Genomic DNA, 19,157 nt, shown 5'->3' with positions numbered 1-19,157 from the left:
TGCAGGGCGGTCGTCGACCTCAATTCGGATACATTTTGGGCGGGTTCGTCACTACATGGCCGTGGCGAGCCCCTTACAGTGAAGACTCATTCTCGTTAGACGGAGTCTTCGCTTATGAAAACTAAAATGCTAATGCTCGCTTGCGCCATGTCTGGATTCGCGGTGATGGCGGGGTGTTCATCACCGTCCGTTATCGAGACGCGCGATGGTAATCAGATCATGACCGCCGATGAGCCGGAGACGGATAACGACACTGGTTTTGTCGAAGCCGAGAAAGACGGCAAGAAGGTCCAGGTCAATAAGAGCGATGTGAAAAGCATCGAAGAAGTGAAGTAAAGACGCGGGTGACCGCGAGGGCAAGCCCGCCGGCCATTCCGAGTCACCATAAAGAAACCCCTGGCGCTGAATATTCTCAACGCCAGGGGTTTCTTTTTATGGCGTCGATTTACGACGCCCGATGACCGCCGGCCAGCTTACCCTTGCTGGGCCTCGGCGTGGTAGCGACCCACGAGTTCGACCTCGTTCTTCGAACCCAGGATCACGCTTACGCGCTGATGCAGCGCCTCGGGCTGAATGTCCAGAATACGCTGCGTGCCATTAATCGCCGCGCCACCGGCCTGCTCGATAATCCAGCTCATCGGGTTCGCCTCGTACATCAGGCGCAGTTTGCCCGCCTTGCCCGGTTCGCGCGCATCCCAGGGGTACATAAAGATGCCGCCACGGGTCAGGATGCGATGCACATCGGCGACCATCGACGCGATCCAGCGCATATTGAAGTCCTTGCCACGCGGACCGGTCTTGCCCGCCAGGCACTCGTCGATATAACGCTTCACCGGGGGCGCCCAATGACGCATGTTCGACATATTGATGGCGAACTCCTTAGTGTCTTCCGGCACACGGATATTCTCGTGCGTCAGCACCCAGGAACCCATCTCGCGATCCAGCGTAAAGCCGACCACGCCTTGACCGATGGTCAGCACCAGCATGGTCTGCGGGCCATACACGGCATAACCGGCGACGACTTGATCCTTGCCCGGTTGCAGGAAATCCTGTTCGCAAACGACGGTACCCGCGACGTGATGCGGCGCGCGCAGGACGGAAAAGATCGTGCCGATCGACACATTCACGTCGATATTCGAGGACCCATCCAGCGGATCGAACATCAACAGGTATTCGCCCTTGGGATAGCGGTTCGGGATCAGATGGATGGTTTCCATCTCTTCGGACGCCATCGCCGCCAGATGTCCGCCCCATTCATTGGCTTCGAGCAGAATTTCGTTGGACATCACGTCCAGCTTTTTCTGGACTTCGCCTTGGACGTTCTCGGTCTCCAGCGCGCCCAACACGCCACCGAGTGCGCCTTTGCTGACGGCGTGGCTGATGCTTTTGCACGCGCGCGCCACGACTTCGATAAGCAACCGGACTTCCGGCGCCAGAGCCTGCGCGGAGCGCTGCTGCTCCACCAGGTATTGAGTAAGGGTTTTGCGTTTCAAGGATTTCTCCGTCATTAACGATAATCGTGAGGGCGCGCACGGCGGCGGTGTGGCTGCCGCGCGGGCAAGGCCGGACGAGGTTCCACCCCTCCGGCAGTCAATGGATCAGCCAGCCAGATCGAGCGCTTTGGAGACGATTTCCAGCACGTTACGCGACAGGCCTGCATGGTCGCGCACGCGCTGCAGCGCAGCTTGCATAGGCTGACGCAGGCTTGGAACAAAGCGTGCCCAGTTATCCAGCGCACGCGCCAGACGCGCGGCGATCTCGGGGTTCAGGGCATCGAGGGCCAGCACTTGATCGGCCCAGAAATCGTAGCCCTTTCCATCCGGGCGATGCAGACCGCGCGCATTATTCAGGCAGAACTGGAATACCAGCGCTCTGGCGCGATTCGGGTTGCGCAGGGTGAACGCCGGGTGGGTCATCAATTCGCGCGCACGATCGACGGTGGTGCTTTGCGATGCGGCTTGCAGCGCGAACCATTTATCCACGACCAGCGCGTTGTCTTTCCAGCGCTCATAGAATGCTTGGAGCGCGCGCGCCGCCACATCGGCCGGGGCGTAGTGCACCAGGGCGCCGAGCGCGGCGAGCTTGTCCGTCATGTTGGTGGCGTCGTCGAACTGCGCTTGCGCGAGGGCTTGGGCGCCCTCGACGCCCGCGGCCATCAGGTGCGCCAGCGCCAGATTCTTCAGCGCGCGTTTTCCGGCCGGACCGGGCGCGGGGCTGTATTCGCCCGGCGTTTGGTTATTGTCGAACGCCTGACGCCATTGATCGGCCAGCTGACGGCCAAGTTCCGCGCGCAGGAAATCCCGGGCGGCGGCCAGCGCCGGCGGATCGATCGCATCCTGGCGCTCGGCCAGCGTTTTTTCCGATGGCAGCGCCAGGGCGCGGGCGCGGTAGCCGGCATCCAGGTCCGGATCCGTCAACAGCGCGCGCCAGGCCTCGATGAACGCCGCATCCGCCACGAGAGATATGCCAGCCTGATGGCTGCCCGCAAGCTGCAGAATCTGGCGCGTGGCCAGTTCCTGTCCGGCTTCCCAGCGGGCAAAAGGATCCGTGTCGTGGGCCGAGAGTAGCGCGAGCTCTTCGTTGGTCCATTCGTACTCCACCATGACCGGGGCCGAGAACCCGCGCAGCAGCGAGGGCACGGGCTTGGCGGGGACGTGATCAAACACCCACTGCTGCGTACCTTCGGTCAGCTCCAGCAATGCCGTTTGCTCGATGGTATCGGAACCTTGGCGATGCAAGGGCAGGGCGCTGCCATCCGGGCCCAGCAAACCCAACGCAAATGGGATATGGAACGGTTGCTTCACATAATCGCCGCCCGCGCGCTTTTCCACGCCGACCGCCGGACAACGCTGGCTCAGCGTCACAGTGCAACGCTGCTGCGCCGCATCGTAATCGAGCTTGACCGTTACACGCGGCGTACCTGCTTGTTGATACCAACGGCGAAATACCGCCAAATCACGTCCGGGATTCAAGCGCGTGTACACCGATTCCATGGCAGCCACGAAATCATCGCAAGTCACGGCCTGGCCGTCATGTCGCCGGAAATACTCATCGATACCGGCGCGAAAACCCTCGGCACCCAACAACGTGTGCTGCATGCGAATGACTTCTGCGCCTTTCTCGTAAACCGTCGCCGTATAAAAGTTGCCGATTTCCTGATAGCTTTCCGGGCGGATCGGGTGCGCCATTGGCCCCGCGTCTTCGGGAAACTGCGCCGCGCGCAGCGTCACAACGTCATCGATGCGCTTGACGGCTCGCGCGCTGGCGGCAGCGGCGGCATCCAGATCGCGCGCCATCATATCCGCCGTGAATTCCTGGTCGCGGAATACCGTCAGGCCTTCTTTCAAACTCAGTTGGAACCAGTCGCGGCACGTCACGCGGTTACCGGTCCAATTATGGAAATACTCGTGGCCGATAACCGCTTCGATCCCTTCGTAGTTCGCGTCGGTCGCTGATTCCGGGTCGGCCAAAACATAGGCGGCATTGAAAATGTTCAAGCCTTTGTTTTCCATCGCGCCCATATTGAAGTCGCTCACCGCGACCACCATGAAGCGATCCAAATCGAGTTCCAACCCGAAGCGGTCTTCATCCCAGCGCAGCGCCCGGACCAGCGATTCCAGCGCCCATTCCGTCCGATCTTCCGAGCCGGGATCGCTATAGACTTGCAGCAGCACCTCGCGGCCAGAGGCGGTTTTCACCTTGGTTTCGCGATGCGTCAAACGCCCGGCCACAAGCGCGAACAGATAACAGGGTTTGGGAAACGGGTCTTCCCATTCGGCTTCTTGGCGGCCATCGGGGAGCGTGCGCATCGCCAGCAGGTTCCCATTGGAGAGCAGCACGGGATAATCGACGCTCGCGCGCATCGTCACACGATAGCGCGACATTACGTCCGGCCGGTCGGCAAACCAGGTAATCCGACGAAAACCTTCCGCTTCGCATTGGGTAAAGAAATTCCCCCCCGAAACATACAAACCCATTAATGCCGAATTCGCGCTCGGACGGCAGCGGCTGACAATTTCCAAGGTCGCCGAGGCTGGCAAATCCAGCACCGTCAATGTATGGGTCTCGACGCGATATCGGTCCGTGGGCCATTCCGCGCCATCGACGCGCAAGGACACCAGTTCCAGTTCTTCTCCATCGAGCACCAGCGGGGCATCCGCGGGCGCATCGGCACGCCGCTCCAGCCGCAGCGTGCTATGCACGAGCGTGACCTCCGGATCCAGATCAAACGCCAGCGCGACTTCCGGAATGGCGAAAGGATAGGGCTGATAATCTTTGCGATATACGGTGACTGGCGTTTCGGTGCGCATGCCTGGATTCGAATGGGTATGGGTAACGCCTTATTGTAGTAGTAGCCGCCATCCCGCAGCCGGGCAGACATATTCGGTTGAAAACTTTCCTGGGAAAAAAGGTCCAACCCTCTCGCAGTATCATGCCAACATGGTCGCCGCCGACCGTCCCGCTGCCGGGGCGTCGGCCCGGCGACTGGCTGGGCCAACGAACGAGCGGGAGGATCTTTTATGTTGAATACGCGTACCGGGCCAATGGTTTGGCGCGCAGCGGCGGTCGCGACCGTGCTGGCCGCGTCAATGCTGACGGGCTGCGCGGGTCCTACGGTGTCGGCCGCCGTGACGTCGTTCCAGCAATGGCCAGCCAATGCGGTGGGCGCGACTTACCAGTTCGTGGACGCCACGCCTGCCCAACGCAATAATCTTGAATATCAATCTTACCGAGACATCCTGCGGGCCAGCATGGGGCCAACGGGCTTGGTGGAGGCGCCGGCCGGGACAAATGCCCGTTTTAATGTGTCGTTCAACTACGGTAGCGAGCAGACGCAGGTAATGGTGCGTCAGCCTTACGATCCGTATTTCTATGGCGGATTCGGGGTGGTTTACGGGCCACCTTGGTGGGGCACCGGCTTTTGGGGGCCAAGCTGGGTCGATGTACCGTCGGTAGCGTTTCGGAATCGCTTGGCCGTCGAAATATCCGATAACGAGCGACATGGTGCCGAGGTCTATCGCGCCAGTGCGTACATTGTGACCGGGCGGTCGGATTTAATACGGACCATGCCCTATCTGACCCGCGCTATATTCGATAATTTCCCGGGTAATAATGGCTCTGAGCGCGAAGTGGAGTTTCCTGCGCGCTGATCGATAATGTCAGTGCGCACCCCCATAATCCACTTCGCTAGACTGCAGGAAAACGTTTGCCTAGATTACTACTCAGCAATCAGGAACGATTCACGCTGCTTGCCGGCGGCTTCTTCGGCGGCAAGCCAACGAGGGGCTTTACCACGGCCACTCCAGGTCTCGCCGGTTTTGGGATGGCGATATTTGGGGGCGACAGGGCGCTTGGATGTAGTGACGGCGCGGCGACCGGCTTGGCGAGGCGCTTTGCTAGCACTGTTAAACGCCGTGGCGATTTCCTCGGGAGTGATATTGTAGTCACGCATCGAGGAAATGATGGAGGCGATAACCGGCTTGCGCCGTTTGTTCTGCAGGGCCTCAGCTTTCTTTTGGAGTTTGCTGATTTCCTTTTCTATCTTGGCTTGAAGCGTAGCGTAGCTTTCACGGGGCATGAGTAATCCTATTAATTTGGTCGGCCGGTGGAGCACATGCTAATTGTTGTCTGCGCTAATTGTCGGCCTGTGCCAACATAATACCCAAAATCAGACTGATATTCATGGCATTAAAAGCTTTGTCACGGTTTTTATGGAGCAAGCATGAATGATCCCGTATTAACAGACTTCAACGTGGCCGCTATTCAAATGGTCTCGAGCCCCAGCGTTGAAGATAATTTGAAGCAGGCTGGCGAATTAATCGCGCAAGCGGCGGACCTGGGTACGAAATTTGCGTGTTTGCCGGAGTATTTCTGCTTCATGGGAACGAGCGATCGGCAAAAATTCCTGATTAAGGAACGCTTGGGGGATGGTCCGATTCAGGATTTTCTCGCGAATATGGCGGCCAAGCACGGAATATGGATTGCAGGAGGGACATTGCCCCTGGACTGCCCGGATCCCGAGCGCGTGTTTAATACGAGTCTGGTTTATGACCCCGACGGACGTCTCGCCTCGCGCTACGACAAAATTCATTTATTCAATTTCAAGCGTGGCACGGAGTCGTATGACGAATCAATTGCGATTCGTCCCGGTGAATCCGTCCAGGCGATTCAAACACCTTTGGGCCGCGTGGGATTATCCGTATGCTATGACCTGCGCTTTCCCGAGCTGTATCGCGCGATGGGGCAGGTGGACTTGATTTTGGTGCCGGCCGCCTTCACCTACACGACAGGTAAGGCGCATTGGGAATTACTGCTGCGCGCTCGCGCGGTCGAGAACCAGTGTTACGTATTGGCTGCCGCACAGGGCGGCCATCATGAAAACGGACGCCGCACCTGGGGCCATTCCATGCTGATCGATCCGTGGGGCGAAATTATCGACGTCCTGCCCGAAGGCCCGGGCGTAGTCAGAGGTACGATAGAGGCTGAGCGCCTGACTCAGGTGCGCGCATCGCTGCCCGCGCTGCGACACCGCGTCCTGTAAACCAGAGATTCTATGAACTTGATTGATCCTGATATCCAATCGTTGGCCACGGCCAAATCCTTATTGCTGGACCCTTGGGGCCTGACCGAGGCCGATATGGCCCGGGCGCTGGGGGAAATCTTTACCCATAAGGTGGATTACGCCGACCTGTATTTTCAGTACACGCGTAGCGAAGGCTGGAGCCTGGAAGAGGGTATCGTCAAAACCGGCAGCTTCTCGATTGGTCAGGGCGTGGGTGTGCGCGCGATCAGCGGGGAAAAAACCGCCTTCGCGTACTCGGATTCGCTCTCGCCCGAGGCCTTGTTGTCCTCGGCCCGTACCGTGCGCGGTATCGCGCGTCGGGGCGCGGGCCGGGTAAAGGTCGCCGCTCAAGTGCCGCCCGAAGCCGGCCGCAGCCTCTATGGGGATGTGGACCCGCTGGGTACGCTGACGGCTTCCGAAAAAGTGGCCTTGCTCGAACGCGTCGAGCGCATGGCGCGCGCGCGCGATCCGCACGTCATTCAAGTCATGGCTGGTCTGGGCGCTGAATACGATGTGATTCTTGTCGCGGGCAGCGACGGGCGTCTGGCCGCCGATGTGCGTCCTTTGGTGCGCCTGTCGTTGACCGTGATCGCCGAGCGCGATGGTCGTCGCGAGATGGGTCATGCCGGCGGTGGTGGCCGACTAGGGCTAGGATATTTTTCCGACGAGGTGCTGCAGGGCTATGTCGAGCGCGCGGTACACGAGGCGCTCGTCAACCTGGAGGCGCGTCCGGCGCCCGCGGGCGAGATGACGGTCGTGTTGGGTTCGGGCTGGCCGGGCATTTTGCTGCACGAGGCCGTCGGCCATGGCCTGGAGGGCGATTTCAATCGCAAGGGCTCCAGCGTGTTCTCCGGCCGCATCGGCGAACGCGTGGCGTCCAAGGGTGTCACGGTCGTGGACGATGGCACCTTGCCGGATCGTCGGGGCTCGCTCAATGTGGATGACGAGGGCAACGCCACACAGTGCAATGTGTTAATCGAAGACGGCATTCTGCGCGGCTATATGCAGGACACCTTGAATGCCCGACTGATGAAAACCTCCGCTACCGGCAACGGCCGTCGCGAATCCTTCGCGCACTTGCCGATGCCGCGCATGACCAACACCTATATGTTGGCCGGCAGCACGCCGCCCGAGGAAATTATTGCCTCGGTCAAGCATGGCTTGTACGCCGCCAACTTCGGCGGGGGGCAGGTCGATATCACTAACGGGAAGTTCGTGTTCTCGGCATCCGAGGCATACATGATCGAGAACGGCAAGATCACGTATCCGGTCAAAGGCGCAACCTTGATCGGCAACGGCCCGGATGCCATGAACCGGGTGAGTCTGATCGGCAACGATATGCGGTTGGATTCGGGCGTGGGCACCTGCGGTAAGGACGGCCAGAGCGTTCCGGTGGGCGTCGGGATGCCGACGGTACGCATGGAAGGCCTCACGGTCGGCGGCACGGCTTGACGCCAGCCCCCGGCGCAGCGGGCCTAGCCTTCACGCATGCGCCGGGACGCCGCCTGAATCGATCCCACGATGGGCAAGGTCACCAGGCCTTGTTCGACAAAAGTTGATAGACGGCCGATAAACATCTGTGCTAGAGTCTTTCGTTATGAAATTCGCGTCCCCCGCCTTTTATTTTTATTTTTATAAGTTTCTGAAGCCGCTGGCGGAGGAAGGGACGCACTCAAACTGAAGTTGCCCAGATCCTTAAAAAAGCCGCCAGCGCCCTGGCGGCTTTTTTCATGCCGTCAGACGGGCGGGAAACCCAGGAGTTACTCGTGTCGCACAATACCGATGACATTCGCATCCGCGAAATCAAAGAACTCAATCCCCCCTCGCATGTCATGCGCGAGTTCCCGTGTACGCAGGACGCGTCCAAGACGGTTTTCGCCGCCCGCCAGTCGATGCACCGCATCCTGCACGGCATGGATGATCGGCTGATCGTTGTGATTGGCCCTTGCTCGATCCACGACACCAAGGCGGCATTGGAATACGCCAGCCGGCTCAAGCCGGTGCGCGACCGCCTCAAAGGCGAGCTGGAAGTCGTCATGCGCGTGTACTTCGAAAAACCGCGCACCACGGTGGGCTGGAAGGGCTTGATCAACGACCCGGGTCTGGATGGCAGCTTCGATATTAATCGCGGTATCCGCGTGGCGCGCGAACTGCTGCTGGACATCACGAGCATGGGCTTGCCAGCGGGCTGCGAATTCCTCGACATGATTACGCCGCAATACATTGCCGATCTGGTGTCCTGGGGCGCCATCGGGGCGCGTACGACCGAAAGCCAAGTTCACCGCGAGCTGGCTTCCGGCCTATCGTGCCCGGTTGGCTTTAAGAACGGCACCGACGGCAACGTGCGCATCGCGGTCGACGCGATCAAGGCGGCGTCACAGTCGCATCACTTTTTGTCGGTGACCAAGGGCGGTCATTCGGCGATTGTGTCCACCTCGGGTAACGAGGACTGCCACGTGATCCTGCGTGGCGGCAAGGCGCCGAACTATGACGCCGCCAGCATCTCTGCCGCCTGCGAGGCCATGGCCAAGGCCGGTCTCGCTCAGCGTGTCATGATCGACGCCAGCCACGCCAACAGCAGCAAGAAGCCCGAGAATCAGCCACTGGTGGCCGAGGACGTCGCGCGCCAGATCGAAGCGGGCGACGGGCGTATCGTCGGTCTGATGATCGAAAGCCATCTGGTGGCCGGTCGCCAAGACCTGGTGCCCGGTCAGCCGCTCGTCTACGGTCAGAGCATTACCGACGGCTGCATCGATTGGGAGGCGTCGGTGGCCGTGTTGGAACGCCTGGCCGCCGCGGTTAAAGCGCGCCGTCTCGTGGCTTCCACCGTGAGCAAATAGGGCAGCACAGGGCGTAGAATGTATCTTTTCCTCTCTACGCCGTCTTTCTGCCATGAACGCGCCTGCTATTGCCGAAAACCTGCGCCGCCCGGTGCCTGCTGCTTGCCTGGATGCCTTGCGTGAGCGATTTGCCGACCGCTTGTCCGTTTCCCATGCGGTGCGCGAGCATCACGGGCGCGACGAATCCCCGTATCCGCCGATGTTGCCCGATGCGGTGGTTTTCGCGCGTAGTACCGAGGAAGTCGCGGTCGTCGCGCGGCTGTGCAATGAACATCGCGTACCGCTGATTCCCTACGGCGCGGGCTCCTCGCTGGAAGGGCATCTTCTGGCGATCCAGGGCGGCATCAGCCTGGATCTGTCGCAGATGAATCAGGTCTTGGCGGTTAACGCCGAGGATCTGACCGCGACGGTTCAGGCCGGTGTCACGCGCAAGCAATTGAACGAGGACATTCGCGACACGGGTTTGTTCTTTCCCATTGATCCGGGCGCCGATGCCAGCCTGGGCGGTATGGCGGCCACGCGCGCCTCCGGCACCAACGCCGTGCGATATGGCACGATGCGCGAGAACGTGGTGTCGTTAACGGTGGTGACAGCGGATGGTCGCATCGTGCGTACGGCGGGCCGCGCTCGTAAATCGTCGGCCGGCTATGACCTGACTCGCATTTTCGTGGGCAGCGAGGGTACGCTGGGCATCATCACCGAGGTGACGGTGCGTCTGTATCCTCAGCCCGAGGCCGTGTCCGCCGCGGTCTGCAATTTCCCCACGCTGGATGCCGCGGTTAAAAGCGTCATCGAGATCATTCAGATGGGTGTGCCCGTGGCGCGCGTCGAATTCATGGACGCCGCCGCCGTACGCGCAGTCAATTTGCATAGCAAACTGACATTGCGCGAAACGCCGATGCTGGTGTTCGAATTCCATGGCAGTCCGGCAGGCGTGCAGGAGCAGGCCGCTATTGTGCAAAGCATTACAACTGAGCACGGCGGCATGGATTTCGAATGGGCCGATCGTCCCGAGGACCGTAATCGTCTGTGGACTGCGCGGCACAATGCCTATTTCGCTGGTCTGCAATTGCGCCCGGGGTGCCGTGCCAGCACCACGGATGTGTGCGTGCCGATTTCGCGCTTGGCGGATTGCGTGCGGGAGACCGTGGACGAGCTGGATCGTGCCAGTTTTCCCTACACCATCGTGGGTCACGTGGGCGATGGAAATTTCCACGTGCTGATGTTGTTGGACCCCGACAGCGAAACCGAATGGCGCGAATCGGAAACGATCAACCATAATCTGGTTCGTCGCGCGATTGCCGCGGATGGTACCTGCACCGGCGAGCACGGCGTCGGATTGCATAAGATGCAGTTCATGGCCGAAGAACACGGCGATGAAGCGCTCGCGTTGATGCGCAGCCTCAAGCATGCGTTCGACCCGAACAACATTCTGAATCCCGGCAAAATCATCACTTGGTAAGTAAACTAAACGCCTAGGGGTCGGTTAGTCACTGAGCGTTACTGTCCTCAGTGTTAGCGGGGCGTGGATGCGGGTTATTCCGCCCTCCCACAAACCATAGTGTCAGGCTATTGTGTCTGCATGAATGCGTTTGCCGAACTCCTCTCGCCGTCGTCTCAGGCGGCTTTCGAGACCACCGCGCTGCTGGAGGCGCTGCGCGGTGTCCTACCCGCGCATTGCATCCTGCACCGCGAGGAGGATACGCGGCCGTACGAGTGTGACGGCTTGTCTTTGTATCGGGCCTTGCCCCCTATCGTTGTGCTGCCCGAGTCCGAAGGCGAGGTCGTCGCCGTCATGCGGGTGTGCAAGCGTCTGAATGTGCCCATTGTGGCGCGCGGTGCCGGGACGGGTTTGTCAGGTGGCGCGATGCCGCACACGCGCGGCGTTTTGCTCGGGATGTCCAAGTTCAACCGCATCCGCCGTATCGACCCGCAAAGCGCCACGGCCGTGGTCGAGCCGGGCGTGCGCAACCTGGCCATTTCCGAGGCGGCCGCGCCGCATGGGCTGTATTACGCACCCGATCCGTCCAGTCAGATTGCCTGTTCTATCGGCGGCAATGTGGCCGAGAACTCCGGCGGCGTGCATTGCCTGAAATACGGTCTGACTATCCATAATGTGTTGCGCGCGCGCGTGGTGACCATTGACGGCGATGTTGTCGAATTAGGTTCCGAGGCTCCCGACGCCGCCGGCCTTGATCTGCTGGCGGTCTTCATTGGCTCCGAAGGTATGCTGGGCGTGGTGACGGAAGTCACCGTCAAACTCATTCCAAAGCCCACCTGTGCTCAAGTCGTCATGGCGAGCTTTGCCAGCGTCGAGGCAGCAGGGCAGGCCGTGACCGATGTGATCGCCGCGGGCATCATTCCGGCAGGGCTTGAAATGATGGATCATCGCGCCGTGCAAATGGTCGAGCCCTTCGTCAAGGCAGGCTATGACGTTGACGCGCAAGCGATTCTGTTATGCGAATCCGACGGCACTGCGGAAGAAGTCGCGCACGAAATCGAGCGGATGGAAACGCTCTTTCGGCAAGCGGGGGCGACCCGTTTGCAAGTGTCGCGCTCCGAGGCGGAGCGCCTTTTGTTCTGGGCCGGACGCAAGAACGCGTTTCCTGCCGCCGGACGTGTTTCGCCGGATTACTACTGCATGGACGGCACGATACCGCGACGCCACTTGGCACGGGTATTGGGAGCCATCGAGCAGATGGAAGACGAATACGGACTGCGTTGCGCGAATGTATTTCATGCAGGCGATGGCAACCTGCATCCCTTGATTTTGTTTGATTCCAATAAGCCCGACGAAGTCGAACGGGCAGAGAAGTTCGGCGCAGCGATTCTGGAGCTGTGTGTGCAGGTGGGAGGCACCGTGACAGGCGAGCACGGGGTGGGAATGGAGAAAATAAATCAGATGTGCGTGCAATTTTCGCGTGATGAGCTGGATGCGTTTTTGGCGGTGAAGCGAGCGTTCGATCCGGCGGGATTGTTAAACCCCGAGAAAGTCATTCCGACTTTGGCGCGTTGCGCCGAGTACGGAAAAATGCACGTGCATAGTGGAGAGCTGCGTTTTCCTGATCTTCCGCGCTTTTAGGTTGCGCGAGTATGCAATTCGTTCTGTCTGAACTCTGTGATCAGGTGATGACCGCGCACGCCGGTCACAAGCCGCTGTACGTGTGTGGCGGCGGCAGCAAATCGTTTTACGGCAACTACCGTCCGGTGACGCCGCAAGACGGGCATTGCCTGTTGGATATGTCGGCCTACAACGGCATCATCAATTACCAACCTTCCGAATTGGTCGTCACGGTGCGCGCGGGCACTTCGCTAGCGGCCTTGGAAGCGGAGCTGGCCGAATATGGGCAAATGCTGGCGTTCGAGTCGCCTCACTTTGGCGCTTCGTCGACCGTGGGTGGGTGTGTGGCCGCCGGTCTGGCGGGGCCGCGGCGTATGGCGGTCGGCGGGGTACGTGATTTCGTGCTGGGTGCAAGACTGCTGGACTCGCAAGGCCGCCTGCTATCGTTTGGTGGCGAGGTGATGAAGAACGTCGCTGGATACGATGTGTCTCGTTTGCTGGCCGGATCGCTGGGTATCTTTGGTGCCATTATCGAGGTGTCGCTCAAAGTGATGCCTAAACCTTTCGAGGAGCTAAGCCTGCGCTTTGAAGCGACGCAGCAGGAGGCATTGACGCGTTTCGCGCAATGGCGCAGCCAGCCGCTGGCGATATCGGCAACGAGTTGGGCGGCGCTGGAGGATAGCGATACGCATCTTGGCGCCGATACACCGGGCTGTGTGACGGTGCGATTGTCAGGAGCACCGCCGGCCATCCGCGCAGCCAAGGCCGCGATCGGCGGCCACGAACTCGACGGTGCACAGGCGGCCGATTGGTGGCGTTCATTGCGTGAGCAGACGCATCCGTTTTTCAAACACGGACGGCCCTTGTGGCGTGTGGCTTTACCGCCCACCACGCCGGCAGAAGATTTCGGTGCGCCGACCTTGATCGAGTGGGGTGGCGGACAGCGTTGGTTCAGTGGCAGCCTGGATGCGCAGGCCGTGCGAGCCCGCGCACAAACCCTGGGCGGGCACGCCACCTTATTCCGCGCGGCAGGTGGGCCGATACCGGCGGATGGCGTTTTCCATCCGCTGGCGCCGGGCGTCGCCGCGATCACACGGCGGCTCAAGCAGGAATTGGATCCCTCGGGGCTGTTTAATCCCGGCCGATTGGTGATGGAGCTATAGCGCAGCATGCAGACCGATTTAGCCTCCTGGGCTCGAAACACCGAACAAGGCCGTGAAGCCGATGCGATTCTGCGGCGTTGCGTGCATTGCGGTTTCTGTACGGCTACCTGTCCCACCTATCAAGTGCTGGGCGATGAATTGGACGGACCGCGCGGGCGGATCTATCTGATCAAGCAGGTATTGGAAGGCAAAGAACCGACCCGGTCCACGCAGGAGCATTTGGATCGTTGTTTGAATTGCCGCAATTGCGAAACGACGTGCCCGTCGGGCGTGCAGTATGGTCATCTGGTCGATATCGGGCGCAATCTCGTGGACCAGAAAGTGGCGCGACCGTGGCCAGACAGGCTGCGGCGCTTGCTGTTGCGCAAAGGCATGAACTCGTCTTTGTTCGCGCCGGCGATGCGGTTGGGGCAGGCTATGCGCGACATGCTGCCGGATTCTTTGCGGCGTAAAGTTCCCGAGCGGCGTGATGTGGGCGCGCTGCCGGATGTGTCGCGGCATACTCGACAAGTGTTGATGCTCACCGGCTGCGTGCAGCCATCGATGATGCCCACTATCGATGCGGCGACAATCAGAGTGCTGGATGCGATCGGAATCGGCGCGCGCTTGGGGCCGGGTGCGGGTTGTTGTGGGGCGGTAAATTTTCACCTCGACGCGCAAAGCGAGGCGCTGGATCAAATGCGCGCCAATATCGATGCCTGGTGGCCCTTGGTGGAGGCAGGCTCGGTTGAAGCGATTGTGATCAACGCCTCGGGATGCGGCGCAATGGTGAAGGAATATGCGCACCATCTGCGTCTCGACCCGGCGTATGCCGCGCGCGCGGAACGCATCGTGTCACTGGTCAAGGACGTGGCCGAGATCGTCGCCCCGCATGTCGAGACCTTGCGGTCGCGGCTTACGCCAGGAGTCCGCGCGGCGTTTCATCCGCCGTGTACGCTGCAGCATTGGCAAGGGTTACGGCCGTTGAGCGAACGGTTGCTGCTGGATCTGGGCTTTGAGCTGCAGCCGTTTGCAGACACACATTTATGCTGCGGATCGGCCGGCGCGTATTCGGTGTTGAATCCCGAGATGGCATTGGAGCTGCGCGATCGCAAGCTCAGCGCGATTTCGCAGACGAGGCCAGAGGTAATCGTGTCGGCGAATATAGGCTGTGTGACCCACCTGCAAAGCGGGACGGAGGTGCCGGTGCGGCATTGGGTGGAAGTCGTGGACGCACAGCTGCGCGGATAATCCGTGTATTTGGCCGGTTTCCCCGCGCGACGCCGCACTCATTCTACGGCTTTGACCATGTCCTCCAAGACCTTTTTCGCGTCGCCAAATACCATCATGGTGCGGTCCATGTAGAACAGCTCATTGTCCAGGCCGGCATAGCCCGCGGCCATGGATCGTTTGTTGACGATGATGGTGCGCGCTTTATAGGCCTCGAGTATCGGCATGCCGGCGATGGGAGACGAAGGATCGTTTTTGGCAGCCGGGTTGACCACGTCATTGGCGCCGAGCACGAGGACCACGTCCGTCTGGCCAAACTCGCCATTGATGTCATCCATTTCGAACACTTGGTCGTATGGGACTTCGGCCTCCGCCAACAGCACATTCATGTGACCGGGCATGCGGCCGGCTACGGGATGAATGGCGTATTTGACCGTGATACCTTTTTCGCCGAGCGTGGTCGCAAGCTCTTTTAATGCATGCTGGGCTCGGGCGACCGCCAGTCCATAGCCGGGGATGATGGTGACGGTCTCCGCATTGGCCAATAGAAAGGCGGCATCGTCGGGGCTACCGGATTTGACGCTGCGTTGTTGACCATCGCCCGAGGCCGCGGCACCGCCGCCCGTGTTGCCGAATCCGCCCAGGATGACATTGAAAAACGATCGGTTCATCGCCTTGCACATGATGTACGACAGGATCGCGCCCGACGACCCCACGAGCGATCCCGCGATGATCAACATGGGATTGTTGAGCGAAAACCCGATGCCCGCGGCCGCCCATCCGGAATAGCTGTTGAGCATGGACACCACCACGGGCATGTCCGCGCCGCCAATCGGAATGATGATCAGCACGCCCAATACGAAGGCCAGGGCGGTCATGACGATAAAGGGCGTCCATGATTGCGTCGCCATGAACCAGAAACCCGCAGCCAGCATGGCCAGCGCGAGGATCAGATTGACGAGGTGCTGGCCCGCGAACACCACAGGCGCGCCCTGGAACAGGCGGAATTTATATTTTCCCGAGAGCTTGCCGAACGCGATGACGGAGCCGGAAAAGGTAATGGCGCCAACAAAGGTGCCAATGAACAATTCCAGCCGGTTGCCTACAGGCAGGGCTTCATCCGGCGCGGCAATACCAAAGGCATGTGGCTCGGCCACGACCGCCACGGCGATCGCGACGGCGGCCAATCCAATCATGCTGTGCATGAACGCCACGAGTTCCGGCATCTTTGTCATTTCGACGCGCTTGGCCATCAGGGTGCCGACCGCGCCGCCCACGAGCAGGCCAAGCACCACCCATCCGAGCCCGATACCTGCCGTTCCCGCACTGGCCAGTTCGACGATCAGTGCCGCCGTGGTCAACACGGCGATGGCCATGCCGGCCATCCCAAACGCATTACCCATGCGCGAGGTCGTCGGATGCGAAAGGCCTTTAAGCGCCTGAATAAAGCAGACCGAGGCCACCAGATACAGCAGGGTCACCACATTGAGCGAGATCATGGGCGCGGCTCCGAGGTGGGCTTCTTGTCCTTTTTCTTGAACATCTCCAGCATGCGGCGCGTGACAAGAAAACCGCCAAACACGTTGACAGCCGCCAATGCCACGGCAAACACGCCCATGCCGCGCGCGAGGTTGCCTTCGGTCAGCGCGGCCGCGAGCATCGCGCCTACGATGATGATGGCCGAAATCGCGTTGGTGACAGCCATCAAGGGCGTGTGTAGCGCGGGGGTGACGTTCCACACCACGTGGTAGCCCACATAGATCGCCAGCACAAAGATAATCAGGTTGATCAGTGTTGGATTAATGGCGTCCATGCTCAGCCTCGCTTTTGGATGACATTGCCGCCTTCGCATAGCAGGCAGGCAGCGACGATTTCGTCTTCGCGTTGAATTGCCAATGCCCCATCGGCATTGGTGATCAGCTTGAGAAAATCGAGCAGGTTGCGCGCGTAGAGGGCGGATGCGTCGGTCGCTACTAAGCCGGGCAGGTTTGTCAGGCCAATAAGCGTGACGCCATGTTTTTCCACCACACGGTCGCGCTCGGACAGCGGGCAGTTACCACCGCGCTCGACCGCGAGATCGACGACCACAGAGCCAGGCTTCATGGCCTGGACGGTTTCCTCGGTCAGCAGCGTCGGGGCAGGGCGGCCGGGGATCAGGGCGGTAGTGATGACGATATCGGCTTGTTTGCATCGCTCGGCAACCCGTTCGGCCTGCCGCGCCATCCAGGCGGGCGGCATCGCGCGCGCGTAGCCGCCCGTGCCTTCAGCGATCGCGCGCTCTTCATCGGTTTCGAAAGGCACATCAATGAACTTTGCACCGAGTGATTCGACCTGCTCGCGCGCGGCGGGACGCACGTCGGAGGCTTCCACCACCGCGCCCAGACGCCTCGCGGTGGCGATGGCTTGCAGACCGGCGACACCGGCGCCCAACACGACGACGCGAGCGGCCTTCACCGTGCCCGCGGCGGTCATCATCATGGGAAAGAGCCGCCCGTAGTAATGAGCCGCCAGCAATACCGCTTTATAGCCAGCGAGGTTGGCCTGCGAAGACAGGACATCCAGGCTCTGCGCGCGGGTGATGCGCGGCGCAGCCTCGAGTGCGAAGCCGGTTACGCCAGTGTGGGCTAAAGCCTCTATCCCCACTTCGTCATAGGGATCGAGCATCCCGACCACCACAGCGCCTGGTTTCAAGTGCGCCAGCTCATCGCCCTCGGGCGCGCGGACTTTCAGAACCAGTTCACTGCCCAGAGCATCCTGCGCCGATCCCATCGTCGCACCGGCCGCGGCGTAGACCTCATCCGGATATCGCGCCGCCAGGCCGGCGCCGCGTTCTACGACGACGGTATGTTTGCCGGCTATATATTTTTTTATCGTCTCGGGTGTCGCTGCAACGCGAGTTTCGCCCTCTCGGGATTCTCGCGGGATTCCGATCTGCATCGTCGCTCCTCCTCCACAGTTGGGTAGTTATACACGAAGGGCAGGCGCTGCACAGCGTCTGTAACGACCCTACCGTCAGCAGGGGAAAGCCACCGGCTAAAATACCGCCATCATGTCCTTACCTTCTCCATCCTCCTCCGCCCGGGGCCGTGTCGTTGTCGGCATGTCCGGGGGCGTCGATTCCTCGGTCACCGCCTGGTTGCTTAAACAACAGGGGTACGAAGTCATCGGTCTTTTCATGAAAAATTGGGAAGACGACGACGATTCCGAATATTGCTCGACCCGCCAGGATCTGCTGGACGCCGCGAGCGTCGCCGATCGCGTGGGCGTGGATTTCGAATACGTGAACTTCGCGGCGGAATATAAGGACCGTGTTTTCGCCGAGTTTCTGCGCGAATATTCCGCGGGCCGCACGCCCAATCCCGATGTGTTGTGCAACGCCGAGATCAAGTTCAAGGCGTTTCTCGATCACGCCATGACCTTGGGCGCCGACCATATCGCCACAGGCCATTACGCCCGCGTGCGCGCGGTGCAAGGCCCCCAAGGCACGGAGTATCAGCTCCTCAAAGCGCTGGATAGCACCAAGGACCAAAGCTACTTCCTGCACCGCTTGAATCAGGCGCAGTTGTCGCGCACCCTGTTTCCCTTGGGCGAGATACCCAAAACCGAGGTGCGCCGTATCGCGCACGAAATCGGTCTGCATAACGCGGCAAAAAAGGACTCTACCGGTATCTGCTTTATCGGCGAGCGGCCATTTCGCGAGTTTCTGAATCGTTATCTGCCCACGGCTCCTGGCGATATTTTGACTCCAGAGGGCAAGCGCATCGGCCGTCATCATGGGCTCGCGTTCTACACCTTGGGGCAACGCAAGGGCCTGGGCATCGGTGGCGTCAAAGGCAATCAGCGCGAAGACGGCACTGCCGACGCATGGTATGCCGCGCGCAAAGACCTCGAGCGCAATGTGCTGTACGCGGTGCAAGGGCACGACCATCCCTGGCTGTTGTCGCGTGGGTTGCAGGCGTTGGACGCCAGTTGGATCGCCGGCCGCGCGCCAAGCGTCCAGCAATACGGGGCGAAAACCCGCTACCGCCAGCCGGACGCAGCCTGCCAGCTCGTGAGCGCTGACGCCAGCCAATTCGAGCTGTCGTTCACCGAGCCCCAATGGGCCGTGACCCCCGGGCAGTCCGCGGTGCTCTATGACGGCGATGTTTGTTTAGGCGGCGGGATCATCGCGAGCGCGACAGATTGATACAGCTGGGCTGTCGTTAACGTTAGCATGCATTGCGTCAGGCTCTTACAATGGCGCTCGCGCCCGTGTGGCTGACGCGTTGATCGCGACCCCCGGGCGCTCGTTATTTTCAGGATGGATAGCTTCCGAGCCTGTG

General features: G+C 60.5%; 16 protein-coding genes. 10 read left to right on the top strand and 6 right to left on the bottom strand.

Going from position 1 to position 19,157, the window contains the following annotated elements; genetic code table 11:
- Nucleotides 1–114: 114 nt before the first annotated feature.
- Entirely contained in the window at nt 115–336 is a 222-nt protein-coding gene (locus GOQ28_RS17150; RefSeq protein WP_160357313.1) for a YgdI/YgdR family lipoprotein, read from the top strand.
- Nucleotides 337–473: 137 nt separating this feature from the next.
- On the opposite strand, the gene GOQ28_RS17145 is transcribed toward GOQ28_RS17150, so the two are convergent.
- Nucleotides 474–1,493: a class 1 fructose-bisphosphatase gene (locus GOQ28_RS17145; protein ID WP_160357312.1), complete on the bottom strand. Its 1,020-nt coding sequence runs from the start codon at nt 1,491–1,493 to the stop codon at nt 474–476.
- A gap of 105 nt (nt 1,494–1,598) precedes the next feature.
- A complete protein-coding gene (gene pepN, locus GOQ28_RS17140) occupies nt 1,599–4,310 on the bottom strand; it encodes an aminopeptidase N (RefSeq protein WP_160357311.1) in 2,712 nt (903 codons plus the stop codon).
- Between the two features lie 210 nt (nt 4,311–4,520).
- On the opposite strand from pepN, the gene GOQ28_RS17135 reads away from it, so the two are divergent.
- Entirely contained in the window at nt 4,521–5,150 is a 630-nt protein-coding gene (locus tag GOQ28_RS17135; protein WP_160357310.1) for a DUF4136 domain-containing protein, read from the top strand.
- 68 nt (nt 5,151–5,218) lie between these two features.
- On the opposite strand, the gene GOQ28_RS17130 is transcribed toward GOQ28_RS17135, so the two are convergent.
- The gene (locus GOQ28_RS17130; protein ID WP_160349554.1) at nt 5,219–5,578 is read right to left on the bottom strand and encodes an H-NS histone family protein; all 360 of its coding nucleotides are present in this window, start codon (nt 5,576–5,578) and stop codon (nt 5,219–5,221) included.
- Between the two features lie 144 nt (nt 5,579–5,722).
- Between GOQ28_RS17130 and GOQ28_RS17125 the strand changes: the two genes are divergently transcribed.
- The 7 genes from GOQ28_RS17125 (at nt 5,723) to glcF (ending at nt 14,856) form a co-directional block, all read left to right on the top strand.
- A complete protein-coding gene (locus tag GOQ28_RS17125; protein ID WP_160357309.1) occupies nt 5,723–6,541 on the top strand; it encodes a carbon-nitrogen hydrolase family protein in 819 nt (272 codons plus the stop codon).
- 12 nt (nt 6,542–6,553) lie between these two features.
- Entirely contained in the window at nt 6,554–8,014 is a 1,461-nt protein-coding gene (gene tldD / locus GOQ28_RS17120) for a metalloprotease TldD (RefSeq protein WP_160357308.1), read from the top strand.
- A 314-nt stretch (nt 8,015–8,328) separates the two neighbouring features.
- On the top strand, nt 8,329–9,402 hold the full coding sequence (aroG, locus tag GOQ28_RS17115; RefSeq protein ID WP_160349551.1) for a 3-deoxy-7-phosphoheptulonate synthase AroG: 1,074 nt from the start codon (nt 8,329–8,331) through the stop codon (nt 9,400–9,402).
- A 52-nt stretch (nt 9,403–9,454) separates the two neighbouring features.
- A complete protein-coding gene (locus GOQ28_RS17110; RefSeq protein ID WP_160349550.1) occupies nt 9,455–10,864 on the top strand; it encodes an FAD-binding oxidoreductase in 1,410 nt (469 codons plus the stop codon).
- A 120-nt stretch (nt 10,865–10,984) separates the two neighbouring features.
- Nucleotides 10,985–12,484, top strand: a complete 1,500-nt coding sequence (locus tag GOQ28_RS17105; protein WP_160357307.1) for an FAD-linked oxidase C-terminal domain-containing protein — start codon at nt 10,985–10,987, stop codon at nt 12,482–12,484.
- An 11-nt stretch (nt 12,485–12,495) separates the two neighbouring features.
- Nucleotides 12,496–13,626 (top strand): glycolate oxidase subunit GlcE, encoded by a 1,131-nt coding sequence (gene glcE / locus GOQ28_RS17100; RefSeq protein ID WP_160357306.1) that lies wholly within the window; start codon nt 12,496–12,498, stop codon nt 13,624–13,626.
- 6 nt (nt 13,627–13,632) lie between these two features.
- Complete coding sequence (gene glcF, locus GOQ28_RS17095; RefSeq protein ID WP_160357305.1) at nt 13,633–14,856, top strand: glycolate oxidase subunit GlcF; 1,224 nt, start codon at nt 13,633–13,635, stop codon at nt 14,854–14,856.
- Between the two features lie 38 nt (nt 14,857–14,894).
- On the opposite strand, the gene GOQ28_RS17090 is transcribed toward glcF, so the two are convergent.
- From GOQ28_RS17090 to GOQ28_RS17080, 3 genes are read right to left on the bottom strand one after another with little or no spacing between them, the layout of a single operon-like run.
- Nucleotides 14,895–16,334, bottom strand: a complete 1,440-nt coding sequence (locus GOQ28_RS17090; RefSeq protein WP_160357304.1) for an NAD(P)(+) transhydrogenase (Re/Si-specific) subunit beta — start codon at nt 16,332–16,334, stop codon at nt 14,895–14,897.
- Nucleotides 16,331–16,648, bottom strand: a complete 318-nt coding sequence (locus GOQ28_RS17085; protein WP_160357303.1) for an NAD(P) transhydrogenase subunit alpha — start codon at nt 16,646–16,648, stop codon at nt 16,331–16,333. The genes GOQ28_RS17090 and GOQ28_RS17085 overlap by 4 nt, the downstream gene beginning before the upstream one ends.
- Nucleotides 16,649–16,650: 2 nt before the next feature.
- Nucleotides 16,651–17,772, bottom strand: a complete 1,122-nt coding sequence (locus tag GOQ28_RS17080; RefSeq protein WP_160357302.1) for a Re/Si-specific NAD(P)(+) transhydrogenase subunit alpha — start codon at nt 17,770–17,772, stop codon at nt 16,651–16,653.
- 112 nt (nt 17,773–17,884) lie between these two features.
- On the opposite strand from GOQ28_RS17080, the gene mnmA reads away from it, so the two are divergent.
- Nucleotides 17,885–19,021 (top strand): tRNA 2-thiouridine(34) synthase MnmA, encoded by a 1,137-nt coding sequence (gene mnmA, locus GOQ28_RS17075; RefSeq protein WP_160357301.1) that lies wholly within the window; start codon nt 17,885–17,887, stop codon nt 19,019–19,021.
- Nucleotides 19,022–19,157: the final 136 nt, after the last annotated feature.

Source organism: Bordetella sp. 02P26C-1, from assembly GCF_009763255.1.
Taxonomy (GTDB): Bacteria; Pseudomonadota; Gammaproteobacteria; order Burkholderiales; family Burkholderiaceae_B; genus Bordetella_A.
The sequence above is the reverse complement of the archived record's forward strand: the minus strand, read 5'-3'. Positions and strand labels throughout refer to the sequence as shown.